18 protein-coding genes are annotated in these 18439 nt (G+C 61.0%); 11 read left to right on the forward strand and 7 right to left on the reverse strand.

Annotated elements, in window-relative coordinates; translation table 11 throughout:
• Nucleotide 1: 1 nt before the first annotated feature.
• The 6 genes from FURADRAFT_RS04635 to FURADRAFT_RS04660 all read right to left on the reverse strand — a co-directional run bounded on the left by FURADRAFT_RS04635 (nucleotide 2) and on the right by FURADRAFT_RS04660 (nucleotide 6685).
• The gene (locus FURADRAFT_RS04635) at nucleotides 2–2458 is read right to left on the reverse strand and encodes a Pls/PosA family non-ribosomal peptide synthetase (protein WP_040652363.1); all 2457 of its coding nucleotides are present in this window, start codon (nucleotides 2456–2458) and stop codon (nucleotides 2–4) included.
• A gap of 14 nt (nucleotides 2459–2472) precedes the next feature.
• On the reverse strand, nucleotides 2473–3486 hold the full coding sequence (gene sbnB / locus FURADRAFT_RS04640) for a 2,3-diaminopropionate biosynthesis protein SbnB (protein WP_008952961.1): 1014 nt from the start codon (nucleotides 3484–3486) through the stop codon (nucleotides 2473–2475).
• An 11-nt stretch (nucleotides 3487–3497) separates the two neighbouring features.
• The gene (gene sbnA, locus FURADRAFT_RS04645; protein ID WP_008952962.1) at nucleotides 3498–4529 is read right to left on the reverse strand and encodes a 2,3-diaminopropionate biosynthesis protein SbnA; all 1032 of its coding nucleotides are present in this window, start codon (nucleotides 4527–4529) and stop codon (nucleotides 3498–3500) included.
• Between the two features lie 413 nt (nucleotides 4530–4942).
• Nucleotides 4943–5359, reverse strand: coding sequence for a cupin domain-containing protein (locus FURADRAFT_RS04650; RefSeq protein WP_008952963.1), 417 nt, complete (start codon nucleotides 5357–5359; stop codon nucleotides 4943–4945).
• Between the two features lie 34 nt (nucleotides 5360–5393).
• Nucleotides 5394–6149: an SDR family oxidoreductase gene (locus FURADRAFT_RS04655; protein ID WP_008952964.1), complete on the reverse strand. Its 756-nt coding sequence runs from the start codon at nucleotides 6147–6149 to the stop codon at nucleotides 5394–5396.
• Nucleotides 6150–6247: 98 nt separating this feature from the next.
• Nucleotides 6248–6685, reverse strand: a complete 438-nt coding sequence (locus FURADRAFT_RS04660; RefSeq protein WP_008952965.1) for a carboxymuconolactone decarboxylase family protein — start codon at nucleotides 6683–6685, stop codon at nucleotides 6248–6250.
• Between the two features lie 116 nt (nucleotides 6686–6801).
• Between FURADRAFT_RS04660 and pdxR the strand changes: the two genes are divergently transcribed.
• The 9 genes from pdxR to FURADRAFT_RS04705 all read left to right on the forward strand — a co-directional run bounded on the left by pdxR (nucleotide 6802) and on the right by FURADRAFT_RS04705 (nucleotide 14672).
• The gene (pdxR, locus tag FURADRAFT_RS04665) at nucleotides 6802–8241 is read left to right on the forward strand and encodes a MocR-like pyridoxine biosynthesis transcription factor PdxR (protein ID WP_008952966.1); all 1440 of its coding nucleotides are present in this window, start codon (nucleotides 6802–6804) and stop codon (nucleotides 8239–8241) included.
• A gap of 29 nt (nucleotides 8242–8270) precedes the next feature.
• The gene (locus tag FURADRAFT_RS04670) at nucleotides 8271–8468 is read left to right on the forward strand and encodes a hypothetical protein (protein WP_040652365.1); all 198 of its coding nucleotides are present in this window, start codon (nucleotides 8271–8273) and stop codon (nucleotides 8466–8468) included.
• Between the two features lie 139 nt (nucleotides 8469–8607).
• Complete coding sequence (locus FURADRAFT_RS04675) at nucleotides 8608–9591, forward strand: LysR substrate-binding domain-containing protein (protein ID WP_008952967.1); 984 nt, start codon at nucleotides 8608–8610, stop codon at nucleotides 9589–9591.
• A gap of 200 nt (nucleotides 9592–9791) precedes the next feature.
• Nucleotides 9792–10850, forward strand: a complete 1059-nt coding sequence (locus FURADRAFT_RS04680) for a proline racemase family protein (RefSeq protein ID WP_008952968.1) — start codon at nucleotides 9792–9794, stop codon at nucleotides 10848–10850.
• Nucleotides 10851–10861: 11 nt separating this feature from the next.
• Nucleotides 10862–11800, forward strand: a complete 939-nt coding sequence (locus tag FURADRAFT_RS04685) for an ornithine cyclodeaminase family protein (RefSeq protein WP_008952969.1) — start codon at nucleotides 10862–10864, stop codon at nucleotides 11798–11800.
• A gap of 130 nt (nucleotides 11801–11930) precedes the next feature.
• Entirely contained in the window at nucleotides 11931–12839 is a 909-nt protein-coding gene (locus FURADRAFT_RS04690; RefSeq protein ID WP_236261538.1) for a DMT family transporter, read from the forward strand.
• Between the two features lie 214 nt (nucleotides 12840–13053).
• Nucleotides 13054–13638: a helix-turn-helix domain-containing protein gene (locus FURADRAFT_RS04695; RefSeq protein ID WP_008952971.1), complete on the forward strand. Its 585-nt coding sequence runs from the start codon at nucleotides 13054–13056 to the stop codon at nucleotides 13636–13638.
• Nucleotides 13638–14168: a GNAT family N-acetyltransferase gene (locus tag FURADRAFT_RS04700; protein WP_008952972.1), complete on the forward strand. Its 531-nt coding sequence runs from the start codon at nucleotides 13638–13640 to the stop codon at nucleotides 14166–14168. Before FURADRAFT_RS04695 ends, FURADRAFT_RS04700 begins: the two co-directional genes overlap by 1 nt.
• Nucleotides 14169–14231: 63 nt before the next feature.
• Nucleotides 14232–14672: a DMT family transporter gene (locus FURADRAFT_RS04705; RefSeq protein WP_008952973.1), complete on the forward strand. Its 441-nt coding sequence runs from the start codon at nucleotides 14232–14234 to the stop codon at nucleotides 14670–14672.
• A 191-nt stretch (nucleotides 14673–14863) separates the two neighbouring features.
• Here the strand turns inward: FURADRAFT_RS04705 and FURADRAFT_RS04710 are convergent, their stop codons facing one another.
• A complete protein-coding gene (locus FURADRAFT_RS04710; protein ID WP_201441921.1) occupies nucleotides 14864–15625 on the reverse strand; it encodes a class II glutamine amidotransferase in 762 nt (253 codons plus the stop codon).
• Between the two features lie 360 nt (nucleotides 15626–15985).
• Here FURADRAFT_RS04710 and FURADRAFT_RS04715 point away from each other — a divergent pair, with 360 nt between their 5' ends.
• Together FURADRAFT_RS04715 and FURADRAFT_RS04720 are read left to right on the forward strand one after the other, a co-directional pair.
• Nucleotides 15986–17377, forward strand: a complete 1392-nt coding sequence (locus FURADRAFT_RS04715; RefSeq protein WP_008952975.1) for a purine-cytosine permease family protein — start codon at nucleotides 15986–15988, stop codon at nucleotides 17375–17377.
• 15 nt (nucleotides 17378–17392) lie between these two features.
• Nucleotides 17393–18169: an SDR family NAD(P)-dependent oxidoreductase gene (locus FURADRAFT_RS04720; protein ID WP_008952976.1), complete on the forward strand. Its 777-nt coding sequence runs from the start codon at nucleotides 17393–17395 to the stop codon at nucleotides 18167–18169.
• Nucleotides 18170–18439 lie beyond the last annotated feature (270 nt).

The following is an 18439-nucleotide window of genomic DNA, read 5'->3' on the forward strand; positions in this document are numbered from 1 at the left end:
CTCAGATCTCCCTGGCCGGGTTCCCGCCCCACTGAGCGTTGGCTGGCACCGTCTCTCCCTTCATGAGGAAGGAGTCCGCGGCGAGTACCGAGCCGTCGCTCATCGTCACGCCGTAGTGCACGAAGGCGCCCACCCCGACCGTGCAACCGGCGCCGAGCGCGGTATGGCCGGACTTGTAGGTGCCATCCTCCTGCGAGTCGCACTGGATCTTGCTGCGGTGATTGAGAACGCATTCGTCCCCGATGGTAGTCAGGGTCGGCTCGGAAATATGGGTACCGTCATCGAATACCCGCTTGCCCAAGCGCACCCCGATCAACCGCCACAGCACGCTCTTGAAGGGCGTACCGTCGAAGAGGTGGAGGAAGTTGATCGGGTGCAGCTTCCAGTTGCGTTCGACCCACCAGAAACCCGGGTCGTAGATGGAGCAGATGGCCGGCGGTGGCGGGCCGATCGCTTCGAAGCCGCGCTCCACCAGGGCGTAGTAGACCGCGGCGACAACCGCGCTCAGCGCGAAGAGCGCCGCCATGAGCACATGGGCGAACGTGTCGTAGAAAAACCGCACGGCGGCCACGTCGATGAGCACGATCAGGAAGACACCGACCCACCGGGTCAGCAGGAAAATGCCGATCGTCCGCAGGTTGAAGCGGTTCTTGGCAGCCAGGCCGCGACGCATCGCCTCACCCGTCCGCAGATGATCGAATCGGCTGTCGCGCTCGACCGAGCGCGGAATCTCGAAAGGCGGCGAGCCCAGCAAGCCCACCCCTTGGCGCACCCTGCCGTCGAGCGGCACCATCACCTTGATCGCGAGCAGGCAGTTGTCGGCCGTCCGCGCCCCCGGCGGGTAGGTCACGTAGTTGCCCACGAAGTTGCGCGACCCGATCGCCGTCCGGGACACCTTGAACGAGGTGCTGGAGATTTCGTCGTTGATCAGGTATAGGCCGTCGGAGACCATCGTTCCGCTGCCCACGGTGGTGAGCAAGGGGTTCGTGGTGATCACCTCGCTGCCGAAATTCGACCCGGTCTGCACCACGGGAGACAGGCGATAGCCGATCCACTCCAGGAAGTGGACGATGTACGAACTGTCGCCGAACAGCACCGGGAAGAACCTCAGCCTGCCCAAGCCCACGATGGCGCGATGCATGGCGTAGCGGAAGCCGTAGAGCGGGTAGACCGTGTCCGGCCTGAGGAACAGGTTCAAGACACGCGGCAGGGTGCCGAGGGCCAGCAGACCGACCAGCAGCATGCCGAAGAAGAAGACGGCCGAGAACACCAGCGCCTCGGTCAGCAGCCCCCGCGCCGTCAACACCCCGCCGCTCGTTTGCAGGGCCGGGTCCAGCATCTCGACCAGCGACGACACCTGGAGGAACAGCAGGCCGAGGCCCCACTCCAGGAGCGGCGCCCACACAAAGAGGACGATGATCAAGGTAAAAGCGGCATACGCGGCTCGACGCAGCCTGCCGCACGGCGCCGGCGCCACTCTCACATAGTTGGTATCGGTGCGCTGTGCCGGGGAGCCGTGCCAGCGCTCGCCGGCCGGCACCGACTGGCCGCGATGCAAGGCGGAGGTATGACCGAGCTGTGCCCCATCGCCCATGGCCGTGTCGATGTCGAGCACGGACATTTCACCGACAAACGCGTCCCGGCCCAGCGTCACCGGCCCGGTCTCGATCCGGCCGGCCTGCGCCCGGTAGCAGAGAAACATCGCATCCCGGCGGATCACGGTTCCGGCGCCGATCGTGAGCAGGTCGGTGCACACCGGAATGTGCCGCGACAGGATCACGACCCCCGGCCCGATTTTCGCCCCCAACGCCCTCAGATAGAAATTGTACAAGGGCGAACCGACGCATAAATAGACGCCGGGGTTCGACCAGATCAGGGCCTTGACCACCCAGAAGCGGACATAGCCCAAGCTCCAGAGCCGGATCTGCTGCGGCTTCCAGCGGCCGATCAGCAGCCACTTCACCGCGATCGGCAGCACGCTCACGGCGAAGAAAACCACGCTGCCGAACAGGGCCAGGCGCAGCACCTTCTCGACGCCCATGGCATCGGCCACCAGCCACTGATAGCCCGCAATGGCGGCAATGACGCCGAGGTAGGAATACCCGAGGTAGAACAACGCTTGCAGCACACCGCACACGACATGCTCGCGCGCGCTGGTCGGCGTCGCCGGCGCCAACGCTGCCGCCGGCGGCTTGCCGGTGGCGGGAGCCGCGTCCGCCAGCGCCGCGGCCAGGCTTCTGATCGTCGGGTGCGCGTAGATATCCTTCATCGATACCGACGGCAGGTCGCCGCGCTTTCTCAATCGCGCGCAGAAATGGGCCATCACCAGCGAATCGGCCCCTAACTCCTTGAAAAAGTGACTATCGGCTGGCACATGGTCGATATCCATGACCCCGGCCAGTACCTCGGCGAGGATGCTTTCTGTACGTATGGCGGTGCCGCCGTGCTGATCCGCCATCGTCGTTACGGCCCTCATCGTACGACCTCGTAGAAGAAGTCGGACAGACGCAGGTCTTGGCCGGCGGCGACCGCCTGGTCGTACACCCACTTACCGACCGCCAGGTCGAGTATCCCCATGCCGAAGGGCGAGAAGATGATCGGGCGGCGGCGATCGACCGAGCACTTCCCGAGCATGACTTCGGCCAACGTACCGGTCACGAAATCGCGGTTGCCCGTCTGTTGCAGGGCAAGATGAGGGGAGGTGTTGGCCTTCATGACGTGCTCGACATCGTCGACCACGTTCTGTGCACCCAGCAGTATCCCCGGCGCGAGATCGCGCAGGGAGATATGCAACACCAGCGGGTTGTGCTCGAACAGGGCCGAGTCGGTGATGTGGGGCGTCGCAGCGACGGTGGCGAACACGATCAGATCACAGGCCCTGATCAGCCCCTCCACATCGGGAGCCACCGTCACCCTGCGGTGCCGCTCGGGGTGGCACGCCGTCTTGATGAATTTCTCGCTCTCGAGCGGCGAGCGATCGTACAGCCGCACCTCCTCGATCTCCCACCCGGTATCGACCAGGAACTCATAGACGTAGCGGGCGATGAACCCGTTGCCCACGATGCCCAGCGAGCGCGCGCGGCGCGATTGCCCGTTCAGCCAGAACGCGGCCAAGGTGGCCGACGCGGCCGTGCGCGAGGCCGAGATGATCGAACTCTCGAGAATGGCGAAGGGATAGCCGGTGTCGTAGCGATTGAGCACGAGCACCGCCGAGGCGCGCGGGAAACCACGCTGGACGTTACCGGGAAAGCTCGCGATCCACTTCAACCCAGCCACATCGAAGCCGCCCCCGAGATAGGCCGGCAGCGCGATGATGCGGCAATCCGGCTTCTCGGGGAAACGCAGGAAGTAACTGTCCGGGTTGACGGAATGCCCGCCGGCATGCGCGAGGTAGGCGTTCTGGACAATCTCGACACAGGCGTCGCGCTGGGCGCGGATGATGTCGGAAACGGTCTTGCCGTTGATGATAGACAGCTCGAATTCCATGACATTCTCCTCTACTCCAGCCTGGCCGCCCACGCGGGGTCGTATACCGTGTCGAGGTAGGGCGTGCCGCGGTCGGCGCACAGGAACAACACGGTAGGCAGCCCGGATTCCGTCATCTTCGGCGCCAGCCGCTTCACCGCCGCGAACGCCGTCCCGCTCGACCCGCCGACGAACAGCCCATGAGTCGTGAGAAGTTCCTGGCACGCTGCGACGGTTTCGCGCTCGGGAATCAAGACCACCTCGTCAACCTCCGCCTCCGCCAGCAAGGGGGGGACGATGCTCGACCCGATGCCGGGAATATGGCGTTTGTGAGGCTCCCCGCCAAAGATGACGGAGCCTTCGCTATCGACGCCGACGATCTGGACCTTCGGGAAATGCTCCTTGAGGCGACGCGATACACCGGCGATGGTGCCCGCCGTACTGACGGCGACGAAGACATAATCGAGCGAATCGAAATCGGCGCAGATCTCGCCCGCCGTGAGTTCGTAGTGCGCTTCCAGCGCGTCCGGGTTGCCGTACTGGTTGGTCCAGTAGGCATCCGGAATCGTGGCGCACAGGTGCTTCACCATCTGCAGGCGGGTCTTCAGAAATCCGCCGGTGTCGTCACGTTCCTCGACCTTCACCACCGTCGGGCACAAGCGCCGCAGGAAAGACTCGTAGAGGCCCGAGATGTTGGGGTCGATCACCGGAATGAATTCAAGGCCGACCAGGTGCGTGAGCGTGGCGAGCGCGTTGGCGAAGTTGCCGGACGAGGACTCGATCACCGTCGTCGCTTCGTTGATCTGCCCGCGCTCGGCGGCTCGTTTGAGTATCCAGTAAGCGGAGCGGTCCTTGATGCTCCCGATCGGGTTGACATACTCGAGCTTGGCGAAAAGATTCATCCCGGCCACATCCAATCGCACATTGGGGGTGGGTCGCAGGGTCTTTCCGAGCATGTTGAGGCGGGAGACAAGATGGGACGCGGGCTGCCGGCCTCCCGCCGGGGGCTTGTCCAATTCTGCATCCCTACTCCGCGCGACTACCTCGTTGGCTGACAAACGCATGATCTGACTCCTATGGCAAGACCGATCAGGAGTGCTGTAAGCGTCGGCGCAGGAGCCGAAGTGAATACGCGGACACGAGTATAGAAGACGCAGCTTTCCCCCGAGCTGTGAAGACCTGTCTTCTACGCTCTTGAGTGTCCGCTAAGTAATTGATGCTGCGATGGAACGCCTCGAACATCGAGGAACCATGCGCTTATTTGAACGGGCTTTCGGCCCCCACCGTTGCACATACAGACGGTAACGTCTCCATTGAGCGGTGCGATACGGTGAACTTACCTAAGTGCGACCGAGACCGGCAAGGCAAGTTCCCATACTCTTCCGAGTATTCGACCCTCCATGCCCGGGCCGCGCCGCCCCGTCGCGTGCAAACGGGCCATCGCCGTGCTGGCGATGGCCCGTTGTCTTTGCATGCCTCAGTTCGCGAAGGGAGTCGTCAACTCCGCCTCGCCCGTATCCACCACGAACACCGCGAGGAGCTTGGCTGGCTGCGTCTCGCTGGCATTGGCGCTGACGGCGTGGCGGTCGCCGGGCATCTCGGCGAAGTTCTGCCCGGCCTTGTAGACCGTCACCGGCCCATCGTTCACTTGGCTCTTGATCGCCCCCTCCAGCACCGTCGCATAGATGAAGGCGGACTTGGCATGCGTGTGACCAGGCGAGTAGCCACCCGGGCCGTATTCAACGAGCACACCCTTGATGCTCTTGCCGGGAGCATTCGGCAACTCGTGCTGGTAGACGAGGGTCACCTTGGCGCTCTTCGCCTTCGGCGCCTCCGCAAGGGCGCTGCCGAACGGTAGGGCGGCAACCAGCAGCGAACAAAGAATGCGTTTCATGGAACCTCCTGTTATTTGGTTGGCGGATGCAGGATCAGGCCCCGGCCTGCGAGCGGCGTAACCATTCATCCAAACCGATGCTGCCGAGACGTGCCTCACCCAACGGCACCAGCGAATACTCCTCGACCCGACCGCCGAAGTATCGGGCCTCGGGGTCAGACACGACCTCACGCCGGTCGCCAATCGCCTTCAGATAGCGGGCGACGATTTCGTTGAACGGCGCACGTCCCGGCCCCGCGATCTCGACGATGCCGCTTCGCGGCGCCGTGAGCGCCACATCGGCGACAAGGGCTGCAACGTCGTCCGACGCGATGGCCTGGAACAGGCCGGGCGCAAGCCTGACCGTGTTTCCATCCGTACTTGAATCGGCGATGCCGCCGAGAAATTCCATGAACTGGGTCGAGCGAATGATGGTGTAGGGGATGCCGGAGGCCTCGGTCAGTTTCTCCTGGGCGACCTTGGCGCGAAAATAGCCATTGCCCGGCATCCGGTCGGTTCCGACGATGGATAGCGCAACATGGTGTTGTACGCCCGCTGCGGCCTCCGCCGCGTGAACGTTGCGGCCGGACGTTTGGAAAAATTCCAGGACCGCCTGGTCTTCCCAAGAGGGCGCATTGGAAAGGTCGATCACCACCTGCGCACCGGACATGGCCTCTTGGAGCCCCACGCCGGTGATAGTGTTGACGCCGCTTTTGGGCGAGGCGGCGACGACTTCGTGGCCAGCCTGGCGCAGAATGGGGACGGTCTTCGAGCCGATCAGGCCGGTACCGCCGATGACAACGATCTTCATGATTCACCCTCTGTTGTCGACCACTGAAACCCCTTGAATGGGGTCAAGTTCAAGTAAAAAAGATAGGAACAAGACCCCATGCCGGACGACTTGCCCTGTTACGCCGGCATCTTGCGGAACGCGATGGCAAACCGGTTCCAGCCGTTGATGGCCACGATCAGCAGCGTCAGATCCGCGATTTCGGCGTCGGTGAAGTACGGCTTGACCGCCTGCCAGGTCGCATCCGGCACGTGGTCCTGCGCCACCAGCGTCAAAGACTCGGTCCACTCCAGCGCGGCGCGTTCGCGGTCGGTGAAGAACGGTGTTTCGCGCCACGCCGACAAGGTGGCGAGACGGCGCTCGCTCTCGCCGTTCTTGCGCGCGTCGGTCACGTGCATGTCCAGGCAGAACGCGCAGCCGTTGATCTGCGAGGCGCGCAGGCGCACCAGTTCAAGCAGCGATTTTTCCAGACCGGACGTGCTGACCTGCTCTTCGAGACCCAGCATCGCCTTGAGAGCCCCCGGGCTGGCTTTGTAGAAATCGAGACGTTGTTCCATGGCGCACTCCTTTAAGTTCACGTTGCGTCCTGAAACCAGGACTATGAGCGTAAGCTTAGGCCGTACCGTGGCGTGTAAAAATAACCATTTTTGGGAAATTTAAGGTAACCAGTGCGATGGACATCCAGGTAACGATTCAAGGCAGCCATGACCTGGCCGGGCAGATCTACCGGCAACTGCGCGAGGCCATCCTTGCCGGCCGTCTCGCCGCCGGCGAGCGCCTGCCCTCAACGCGCGACCTGGCAGCGCAGCTCGGCGTATCGCGCAAGACCACGCTCGACGTGTTCGAACGGCTGGGCTCAGAAGGCTTCCTCCAAACCCGTCCCGGCGATGGCACCTTCATCGCTGGGAGCCTGACGCGCCTGCCGCCCAAGCCACCGCAACAGCCCGCCGCCCGCGCCACCGCCGCCCCGCTGTGGGACCGGCTTCCCGCCGGGCTGGCCCTGCCCAGGCCCGGCACCACCCTGCCCTTCGACTTCATGGGCGGTGTCATCGACAAGACGCCGTTCCCCTTCGACACCTGGCGGCGCTGCATCAACCACGCCCTGCGCATACAAGCGCGGGAGCGCGGCGCCTACCGAGACCCGGCCGGCGAACAGGAACTGCGCCTCGCCATATCGCGCTACCTCGCCTTCAACCGCGCCGTCACCAGCGCCTGGCAAGAGGTCATCGTCACCCAGGGCGCACAGCAGGCGCTGGACCTGATGGCGCGCGTGGTGCTTGAACCGGGCGACGTGGTGGCGGTGGAAGACCCCGGTTATCCACCCGCCCGCGCCTGCTTTACAGCACAAGGGGGCAAGGTGGTGCCGGTGCCGGTCGATGCGGAGGGAATCATCGTCGAGCAACTGCCGAAAAACGCCCGCATGGTCTACGTCACGCCCTCGCACCAGTTCCCGCTCGGCATGCCGATGAGCCTGGAGCGCCGCATCGCGCTGTTGGAATGGGCGCAGCGCTCCGGCGCGGTCATCATCGAAGACGATTACGACGGCGAGTACCGTTTCGAAGGGCGGCCGATGGAACCCCTCAAGAGCCTCGACCGCGCCGGCCTGGTGGCCTACGTCGGCACCTTCTCCAAAACCATCTTTCCCGACCTGCGCATGGGCTACGTCGTCCCACCTTCCTCGCTGCTGGCGGCGCTGCTCAAGGCCAAGCAGATCGGCGACTGGCACGGCTGCACCCTGACCCAGACCGCGCTGGCAAGCTTCATGCTGAACGGAGACTTCGCCAAACACCTGCGGCGCATGCACAAGCACTACACCGAACGCCGCCAAGCCCTACTCGCCCATCTCAAGGGCGAACTCAGCCCATGGCTCGACCCCATCGTCCCCGCCGCCGGAATCCACCTGATCGCCCGGCTCAGGCAGGGGCTGCAAGAACGCGACGTCGTCGCCGCCGCCCACAACGAGTCCATCGGACTGTACGGGATTTCAGCCTTCTATGCCGGTGAGCCCTCACAACAAGGGCTACTGTTCGGCTACGGCGGCATCGATGCCGACTCGATTGACATAGCGCTGGGGAAGTTGGCGGTGGTGCTGCCGGGGCTGGCAGAGAGATAACAGCATGTCGCCACACGATTTATCGCGGCGTGCTGGCCCGAGGGCCGGCTTACTTCGGCGAATCGGGCTTGGCCGACCTGCGCAAGAACGGGCTGCAAGTCTCGCCCGACCTGATTCCCACCATCACCAACGACGTGCTGACCGAGGTCGATAGTGGCGGCAGCGTCCGCACCCAAGTACGCATGCTTTCGGCCTATTGGCGTTCAGCAAGGGGATCTGGCCAGTGAGTGGCAGCCCCCTGATCCGGTGCAATAGTACGGTGCGCTTGAGCATTGCCTGTTAGGCTATGAGATTAGTGTCCTTGTCAGTGCAGACTCCGGCAGCCCCTAATTTCGGAGCATCCCCCTTAGGTCAGTAGCAATCGTTATGGCACTTCAATTTGAATTGAACGAAACATTGATCGGTGCGCTTTCTCTGCGCGCCATCAAATCCTTTCTAGCTGCTGCAAAGTTCAACAGTTTTACGGGGGCGGCCCATGCATTGAGCGTCACCCCCGCAGCGGTGAGCAAGCAAGTGCGGGAACTGGAGGACTACCTGGGGACGGCGCTGTTTGTCCGTTCGGGCAGAGCCGTCACGCTGACTGCCGATGGCGAGATGTTCAAGGATGCGGCCCAGCTTTCATTGATCAATATCCATCAGGCCGCTGAACGTCTGCGAAAGAGAATTCCAAGCCGGCAGACCCTCATCGTGTGCTGCTCACCCACATTTTCCGCACTGTGGCTGCACAAACGGCTACCCGAATTCATTCAAGACAATCCGGATATCGAGCTGACAGTGTTGGCCACCCAGAATTTCATCGCCATGGAGGCTGGGGTGCGGCCGGATGTGTACATCGCCAAGCTGGCCAGCATACGTGATGGCTATGACAGCGAGCACTTGTTTGACGACGAGGTCTACCCGGTTTGCACGCCGCACTATTTGCAGAACAATGGCCCCATCGAAACGCCGGAAGACCTGCTGGGCCTATCACTGCTGGATATCAGCGCCTACGGCCGTTCGCAGATTTCGGAGCATATCGACTGGAAAGTGTGGCTGGCACTGCACGATGTGGACACCAGTTGGAGCGCAACCATTCCGCGTCAGCTGTTCACCAGCAATGACTACCCGGGCATCGTACAGTTGGCCCTGGCCCACCAGGGGGTTGTTTTGGGCTGGCACCATCTGGTGGGCCCCTTGGTGGAAAGCGGTGACTTGGTGCGTCCGCTGCCGCACACCACCGTGATGAAAGATCGCGGTCACTACCTTTCTGTCCGCAAAGACAAGGTGGACGCCAGCGTATGCAAGAAGTTTTGCCAGTGGATCAGACAGCAACTCGCGCTTCACCCCACCCGCCCACTGGCGCTGAAGTGAGTTCCGCCCTAAGTCTGAAACGCTGAGTGCCAGTACCAAACCGCCCTTGCTCAGCATCCGGCCGCCATTTTGGCTGTGGTGATGTGCAACCAAAAGTTGAAGGAATGCTGGAGAAAACGTCGTTTGAGTTAGCCGCTGCGCTGACATAAATTTCCTTCTGCACCGCATAGGGCGGATGGCACGGAAGAGGAAGTCAGCACATGGGATTCAAGAGAACCATTCACGCGGTGGAAACGCATTCGGGTATTCCCATGCGCGTGGTCACCGGCGGCATTCCGCACATTCCCGGTGACACCGTCTATGCCAAGATGAAATGGCTGGAGGCCAATGATGACGGCTTGCGCAAGCTGCTGTTGCGCGAGCCGCGTGGCTACCCGGCGCACTGCTGCAACATCATCGTGCCGCCCTGCCACCCGGAGGCCGATGCGGGCTACATCATCCTGGAGCAGGTGGAGTACCCCATGATGTCAGGCGGCAATACCATCTCCGTGGCCACCGTGTTGCTGGAAATGGGCATGCTGCCGATGCAGGAGCCGGTGACCGAGCTGACTCTGGAGGCACCGGCCGGGCTGATCCGCATCACCGCCGAGTGCAAGGGCGGCAAGGTCAAGAGTGTGAAGTTCAAGAACGTACCGGCCTTTGCCGCGCACCTGGATGCCGTCATCGATGTGCCGCACCTGGGCAAGGTGCGGGTGGATGTGGGCTGGGGCGGCATGTTCTACGCCATTGCCGATGTGCGCCAGTTCCCGGGGCTTGAGCTCAAGCCCGAACATGGCAAGGAGATCACGCGGGTCTCCGCCATGATCCGGCAGGCGGCCATCGAGCAACTGCCCGTTGCGCACCCGGACTATCCGGGCGTGGGCATTACTATTTCACAACTCTCCGGCCCCACCGACGACCCACGGGCCGATTGGAAGAACGTGGTCACCATGCCCACCGGGCCGCTCTCCTGGGATGACCCCTCCACCTGGACCGGCGCGATCGACCGCTGTCCCTGTGGTACCGGCACCTGCGCCAAGATGGCCGTGCTGCACGCCAAGGGTGAATTACCGCTGCACCAGGACTTCCGGCATCAGGGCATCCTGGGCACCGTCTACACCGGCCGTCTGGTGGAGAATGCCCGCATTGGCAACAAAGCCGCCGTAGTGCCTACGCTGGCCGGCACCAGCTGGATTCATGGCATCAGCACCATCGTACTGGGCCACGACGATCCCTTCCCCGAGGGTTACACCCTGGGCGACATCTGGCCGCAACAGTAGGAACGTTATACATGCAGATCATTTCAGCAGAGCAGATCAGGTCGGTACTGGATTGGGATGGTGTCCTCAATGCATTGCACAACGGACATCTTGGTTTGCGGCCCATCGGTGATAGCTACTTCATTGGGGACGCCCGCTTTGGCCTGTTCAGCCGAGGCGTCATTCTGCCGGGCAAGGGGGCGGGGTTCAAAATGGCCTCCATCTATCCGGCGAATAGCACTGCCAGCCCACCCTTGCCAACGGAGCAGGCCGCGTTTTTGGTTCTGGATGAGCGCACCAAGGGCATCGTCGCCATGCTGGACGGCCCGGAAATCACGCGCTGGAAGACCGCGGCGGATTCCGCGCTGGCGGCAAGAAAACTGAGCCGTGAAAACAGCGAGGTGCTTCTCGTCCTGGGGGCCGGTCCAGTCGCCAGGTCATTGACCGATGCGTATCTGCACATCAGGCCGTCCATCCGTGAAGTGCTGCTGTGGAATCGCACCCCCTCCAAGCTGGATGCCATGCGTGCAGAGCTTGTGGCAAAAAACATCCAGGTACGTATTGTCGAAGACTTGGATGCGGCAGTAGCCCGCGCAGACATCATTACGGCAGCCACCAGTGCTGCCACCCCCACTATCCGCGGCAAGTTTGTTCGTCCTGGCACTCACGTTGATCTGGTAGGAGGGTACCGGCCAGACATGCAGGAGGCCGATTGCGAGGTGCTAAGAGGCGCCCGAATCTTTGTGGATGACCGCGAGAATGCAGCCCATTCCGGAGACATCCAGATCCCGCTGCAGGCGCAGGTGATTCAGGCAGACCAAATCGAAGGCGACCTGTTCGATCTGTGCCAGATGCCGGCGTTCCACCGCTCGGCAGAGGACCGCACGGTTTACAAAAATGCCGGAGGTGCGCACTTGGATCTCATCGTCAGCCAGCTTGTTGTGGAGCGACTGAATGCTCTCGCTAAATAGAACGTATTTGTGACGAGCGGAGCGTGCCGCTTAAGGCGGCCAATGGCGTTGGAGTTCATCTGTAGGCGAACCGGCCATGTGCAGCATTGCTGCAACGCCTCTCGACAATGATTACCGCTTGGATACTATCTTGAAACGCATCTACGCCGCCTTCGTCCTCCTTGGATTATTCGGGGGATCCAATTTCATCTATACGAAGTGGGCGGCTGTGCTCGTCAGCCCAGGTCAGATATCGCTTTTGCGCGTCTTTTTGGGCTTCGTACCCTTGGCCATTTTGGCATGGCGTAACGAGGTAATCAGACGTGATCAGGTGCGCTATTTGCATCACTTCTCGGTGATGGCGGCCTTGGCGACGGCCTTCACCTACTTTGCCATGGCAAAGGGAACCTCTCTGCTTCCGTCCGGCATCGCCGGCGTGCTGGGCGGATCATCCCCCTTGTTTACCGTGCTGGCATCGGGGCTGTTTCTCCGTCATGAGAAAATGAACCGGATGATGGTGTGCAGCGTAGTGGTGGGGCTGACGGGCATGGTACTGATTGCGCGTCCCTGGGAGAGCATGAGTGCTGGCGATACCATCAGTTTGGCGGGCGTCGCGTGGATACTGGCGGGCGCGATGGTCTTTGGGCTGTCGTATATCTACGTTCGGCGCTATCTGTCCCCTCTGGATATTGCCCCGTTGGCCATCGTCACATGGCAGACAGGCCTTGCCTTTCTGATGCTGCTTCTCTTTACCGACCTCAGTGGCATCAGCCAAATACTGCTCGACTGGCGCGCGGCGGCGGGCTTGGCGATCGGCCTGGGATTGTTGGGTACCGGTGCTTCATTTGTCCTTTACTACTTCCTGCTTCAGGAACTGGGCGCTGTGGCGGCCTCGGGCTGGATTTACATGACCCCCATTGTGGCGCTGCTCATCGGCTGGGCTACGGGTGAACGAGTCGGGTTGTTGGAAATACTGGCTGTTATCGTGATCTTCGGCAGCATTGCCATGCTGGAAGTGGGCCGCCAACAGGTCGCTCGGAAGGAAGCCGTGCCGCTGTAAGCTTCGATTGATCAGGCAGAACCGGCCGTTCAGGAAAAAGGAGCCACACCACGGTATTGCCCCCCTGCTCCGGATCGTCAGGCGCGGTACGGTGCCAGACCTGGTCAAGGCGGCACCATTACCCCTCTTCGTGAAAATCCTCACCAAGCCGTCGTCACTGGTGCCTCGCAATAAATTCTTGTTTGATAGATTTTAATTCCTGTATATTGGAATTATGAATCTAGACACCCGCCTCGCCAAACGCATCCACTCCCTGCGAAAGAGCCGCGCTTACTCCCTGGAAAAGCTCGCCGAGCTCAGTGGCGTCAGCCGCTCGATGATTTCGCTGATCGAGCGTGCAGAAACCAGTGCCACTGCGGCGGTGCTGAATAAACTTGCCGATGCGCTGGGCGTCAGTCTGGCCTCGCTGTTTTCCGAAGAAGCAGAAGAGCTTGTGGCCTCGCCACTATCGCGCGCTGAAGAACAGCCTGTCTGGCAAGACCCTGCGTCCGGTTACCTTCGACGCCAGTTGTCACCACCTGGCTATGGGTCTCCGATCGAGTTGGCCGAAGTGACCTTCCAGCCCGGACAAAAGGTGACTTTTGACAATGCAATGCGCAGCATCGTCACGCACCAGCAGATCTGGATGCTCGATGGCGAAATGGACATCACAGTAGAGGGACGGACATGGCATCTCCAGCCTGGCGACTGCCTGGCGATGGTGCTTGGCCAACAGATCGTGTTCCACAACCCCACTTCACGTTCGGCGCGTTACCTCATCGCACTGACCGCAACACCATCCTCGACAGGGAGACAGTAATGAGTGAGCACAGGCTTGTTGATTGCGATTTTGACCGTCATGCGGCAGCCATCCTCGATATCTTCAATGACGCCATCGTCAACTCGACCGCGTTATACGACTACAAGCCCCGCCCGGCCGAGAGTATGGTGAGCTGGTTTGAAACCAAGAGAAAAGGCGGTTTTCCCGTCATCGGCGTTGAAGACAGCGATGGCCAGTTGCTGGCATTTGGCAGCTACAGCACCTTCCGGGCCTGGCCGGCATTCAAGTACTCGGTTGAACACTCCGTCTACGTGCACAAGGATTATCGTGGCCAGGGCTTGGGCAACACGGTGATGAAGGCACTGATTGCCGCCGCGCGGCAAAACGATGTGCACGCCATGATGGGCGGCATCGACGCCAGCAACGCCGGCAGCATTGCCCTGCATGAACGGCTGGGCTTCAAGCACGTCGCCACCCTGCCCGAGGTGGGTTTCAAGTTTGGCCGCTGGCTTGATCTGGCCTTCTATCAGTTGCTGCTGGATACGCCGCATACGCCTGTGGATGGCTAATGCCCGGTGCCGGTTGGTGATCTTGATGCCAGCGCCAAGGCTGGCGGGCAAGGAGCGCAGATCATGAATGCTTATCTTGTTTTCCCCCTGCTGACCGCAGCCGGGGTGGCGCTGGTGATACAAAACCTGTTGATGGTGCGGATAACCGAGTCCGTCTCGACAGTAATCATTACACTGGTCATCAACTCCGCAATGGGGCTGGCGCTTTTGTTGGGCACCTTGCTGGCCCGCAACGGCTTGGCGGGCGTCAGCGAAGCCATCCAGGCGATCCGCCCCTGGGTTGTTCTGCCTGGCCTGCTGGGCTCGTTTTTTGTCTTTGCCGGTATCGTGGGCTACCAGTCGGTTGGGGCATCGGTGACCATTGCCGTGCTGGTCGCCAGCCAGCTCGGCACCGGCCTGCTGGCGGATGCCTACAAGGCACAGACGCCACCCAGCGCCCTCTCGCTGCTGGGGGCCGCGCTTCTCGTCGCCGGCGCAGTCCTTATCCTTCGGGGGAAGGGGTAACAGCATGCAGGTCGATCCTGCCCCTGCGGGCATTGCGATCAGGCCACATGCGGATAAAGAGAAGACTCCGATGCCGCGCAGAACAATGTACGGCGACCCTACGTCGGCCCCGAACGCCCCAGCAAAGCCACACACCGACCGCGCCTCTATCGTCGACGCAGAATGAAAGTCGTCCAGGCGGCCCTAACACCTCAGGGCAGATGAGGGTTGAAGCGGTGCTGCATGATCGTGCCGGCACGCGCCACGATGGCGGTTTGCTCCGGCACCTCCTCCCACACCTCGGGCAGGTCGACAAGCGGTTCGGACAGCACGAGGAAGGCATCGTCGCCGGCCGCCGTGATACGCGGATCGTCCGGATACAGTTCGTGCAGGTGGTGAAACGACGTGCTGTGAAACAGCGAGCGCGATTGTGTCTCGCTGGAATAGCGCACGGCGACCATCTGCTGCCCGTCGGTCGCGCACATCGTCATGGTCAGCGGCGCTTCCACCCCATGGCGCCGCCCGGTCTCCTCGACCAGCGCCGCCATCCGCTCCAGCGCCTGCACCGGCTCGGTCGCCAGGCCATACGTCAGGGCGAGAAAGAACAACAGCTCGGAATCGGTCGTCCCCTCTATCGAGGCAAACAGTTCAGGGGCCACCGCCAGCATCAGGTCGCGACGCACGGTGTGGTAGTTGCGCACCAGGCCATTGTGGACGAACAGCCAGTGCCCGTGCCGGAACGGATGGCAGTTGGTCTCCTGCACCGGCGTATCGGTGGCGGCACGGATGTGGGCCAGGAAAAGCGGCGAATGGATGGCGCGCGCCGCCTCGCGCAGGTTGGGGTCGTTCCACGCCGGGTGCACGCTGCGGTAGCGATATGGCGTCTCGCCCGGGTGGCCGTACCAGCCAAGGCCAAAACCGTCGCCATTGGTGGTCGAGACGCTGAGCCGTGAGTGCAGGCTCTGATCGATCAAGGAATGTTTTGCTTGAAACAGCACCGTTTCAAGCGGAACGGGGTTTCCCGAGTAAGCGAGCCAGCGGCACATGATCGGACTCCGGGGTGAAAATCCATTATGGCACTGTCCCATCTCCATATTGGGCGCCAGGTGGGTGCCCCACACGTTAACGTCGCTCAAGGCCTGCAACAGCGGACCTCCCGCTCCTTCCGTCAAGTACGGCTGACCAATCCATACAATGTTTTCCACCCTTGCCAATATCTGATAGTGGCTGCCACTGCCTTGACTTAGATTTTCCCCCATGGATCGCTGGCTCATCTTTTCGACTGAGTGCGGTCTTACGGAAAAAATTTATTACACATCCGGACGGGGAAATATATGGAGATCGAAAACAGAAGTGTTGAGTTCATTCCGGAGAATGAACGTTATGGTTCAGCCAAACGGCTGTTTACCATTTGGTGCAGTGCCAATATGCAAGTGACAACCATGGTGATTGGTGCGCTGGGCGTGGTGGCAGGGCTTAACCTTGGCTGGACATTCATCGGGCTGGTCCTGGGCAACCTGATCGGCTCCATCTTCATGGCCGCCCACTCCGCGCAGGGGCCGCATCTGGGCATTCCGCAGATGATTCAAAGCCGGGCGCAGTTTGGCGTGATCGGCGCCGGGGTGCCGCTTGCCATTGTGGTGCTGGCGTACATCCTGTTCACCGCGGCCAATGGCGTGGTGATGCGGGACTCCATCAAGGCAGTGGTGCCTGTCTCGGATAATGACGCGATTATCCTGTTCGGCGCACTCACGCTGGTGGTCGGTTTCATCGGCTATGAGCTGATCCACAAAATCGGCGCCCTCATGAGTGCCATTTCCGGCGTCATTTTTGTGATGGCCGCCTATATCGTGCTGCAGAAAGGCCTGCCGGCCGGTGTGTGGATGGTATCGGGCAGCACCTTCAAGTTTGCCACTTTCTGTCTGGTGGTAACCCAGGCTGCCTCGTGGACCTTGGGTGCCGGTCCTTACGTGGCCGATTACTCGCGTTATCTGCCATCCCATATCTCTACCCGATCGACTTTCTGGTACAGCTACCTGGGTATTGTGGTCGGCTCCACCGTTGTCATGCTGCTGGGTGCCATCATGGCCGCCGCTGCGATGGATGTCACCACCGATCCGGGCAGCGCCATTGCCAAACTGTTCCCGGAACATCAGCAGTTGGCGTACTACGTGATCATCATCGGCGTGCTGGAATGGAACGTGATGAATCTGTACAGCTCGTACATGTCCACCACCACCATCTTTACCGGCTTCAAGGGCGCCACCAAGGTTGGCATGCTGTCCAAGTTCATCATCATGGCCATCGTCGCCGTTATCGTGACCTGGATCGCCATTGCCGCCCAGTACAACTTCAACGCCTACTTTAGCGACATCCTGATTGGCCAGGTTTATGTGCTGGTGCCATGGAGTGCCATCAACCTGGTGGATTACTACCTGATCCGCAAGGGCCGTTACAGCGTGCCGGCGATGTATGACGTCAATAGCATTTACGGCAAGGTGAACTGGAATACCCTTTCCATCTATGCAATTGCCGTGGTGGCACAGATTCCGTTCATGGAGCTGTCTTTCTACAAGGGTCCAATTGACCAGGTAGTGGGCACCGATATTTCCTGGCTGCCGGCTCTGGTGATTCCAGGCGTGTTGTATTACCTCGTCAACCGCAACAAACAGCTGCATCTTGACGTATTTGAAACCGCCGAATTGGCCTCTGAACCCACTCGCTAAACAGGCAGGATAAAAATGTCGAATATGTCAGGACGCCTTGCCGGCAAAACAGCCATCATCAGTGGTGGTGCCAGTGGCTGCGGTGCGGCAGCAGCACAACTCTTTGCCCGCGAAGGTGCAAAGGTGGCCATTGTGGATCGGAATATCGAGCTGGCCAGAGGCGTGGCCGCAGAAATTCGCGATCAGGGAGGAGCGGCATCGGCGCACTACGCTGATGTGGCCAAGCAAGCAGAAGTCATGGCGGTCATTGCAGAAATACAGGCCCGCTACGGTGACGCCGATATTCTGTTTAACCATGCCGGAACGCTGATTGTAAAACCCTTTCTGGAGATTCAGGAAAGCGAATGGGACTGGCTGATGGGGGTCAACGTCAAAAGCATGTTCCTGATGACGCAAGCCGTATTGCCCCAGATGCTCAGAAAAGGCAAAGGCAGCATTGTGTGCACCTCTTCCATCTCTGCGGTCTGCGCAACCCCAGGCGAGGTGCTCTACGATGCCACCAAAGGCGCTTGTCACATGTTTGCCAGAGCCATTGCGGTGGAGTATCGCGACAAAGGCATCCGCTGTAATGCCATTGCCCCCGGCTTTATCCGCACGCCGCATGGCATGAAGGAATTGCAAGATCTTCAGGCCATGGGCGTGGATGTCGGCGAAGCCGCGATTATTCAGCAACAGGGGCGGCTATGCGAGCCTTCCGAAGTCGCCAGTGCCGCCTTGTTCCTGGCATCTGACGAATCCAGCTTCGTGAATGGCACGCATCTGTTTGTCGATAACGGGTTCTCTGCCATGTAGCGTCCCGGAGTAGGTTTTACCGTAGAGTCACCTCAATCACTTGAGGTGACGTTTTTTGCATTTTCTTGTCGCAAGCACGGCATCCACTGGAGCGGAAATTGCTTGATAGTATTGGGTCGCCTGCGCCCGGTGATGCCGGTTCTGAAGCCGTTACATGCGCTGCTCTCGGGTGTGGGTGGGCCCAGTCGATCCAGGCCACAACGGCGGATGACTTTCAGGCTTTTGCGCTGTATTCATGCGGGCGGCCTTGCTGCCACGGAGCGGGGGATC

Origin of the sequence: Pseudogulbenkiania ferrooxidans 2002 (genome assembly GCF_000174355.1) — a bacterium.
Lineage (GTDB): Bacteria > Pseudomonadota > Gammaproteobacteria > Burkholderiales > Chromobacteriaceae > Pseudogulbenkiania > Pseudogulbenkiania ferrooxidans.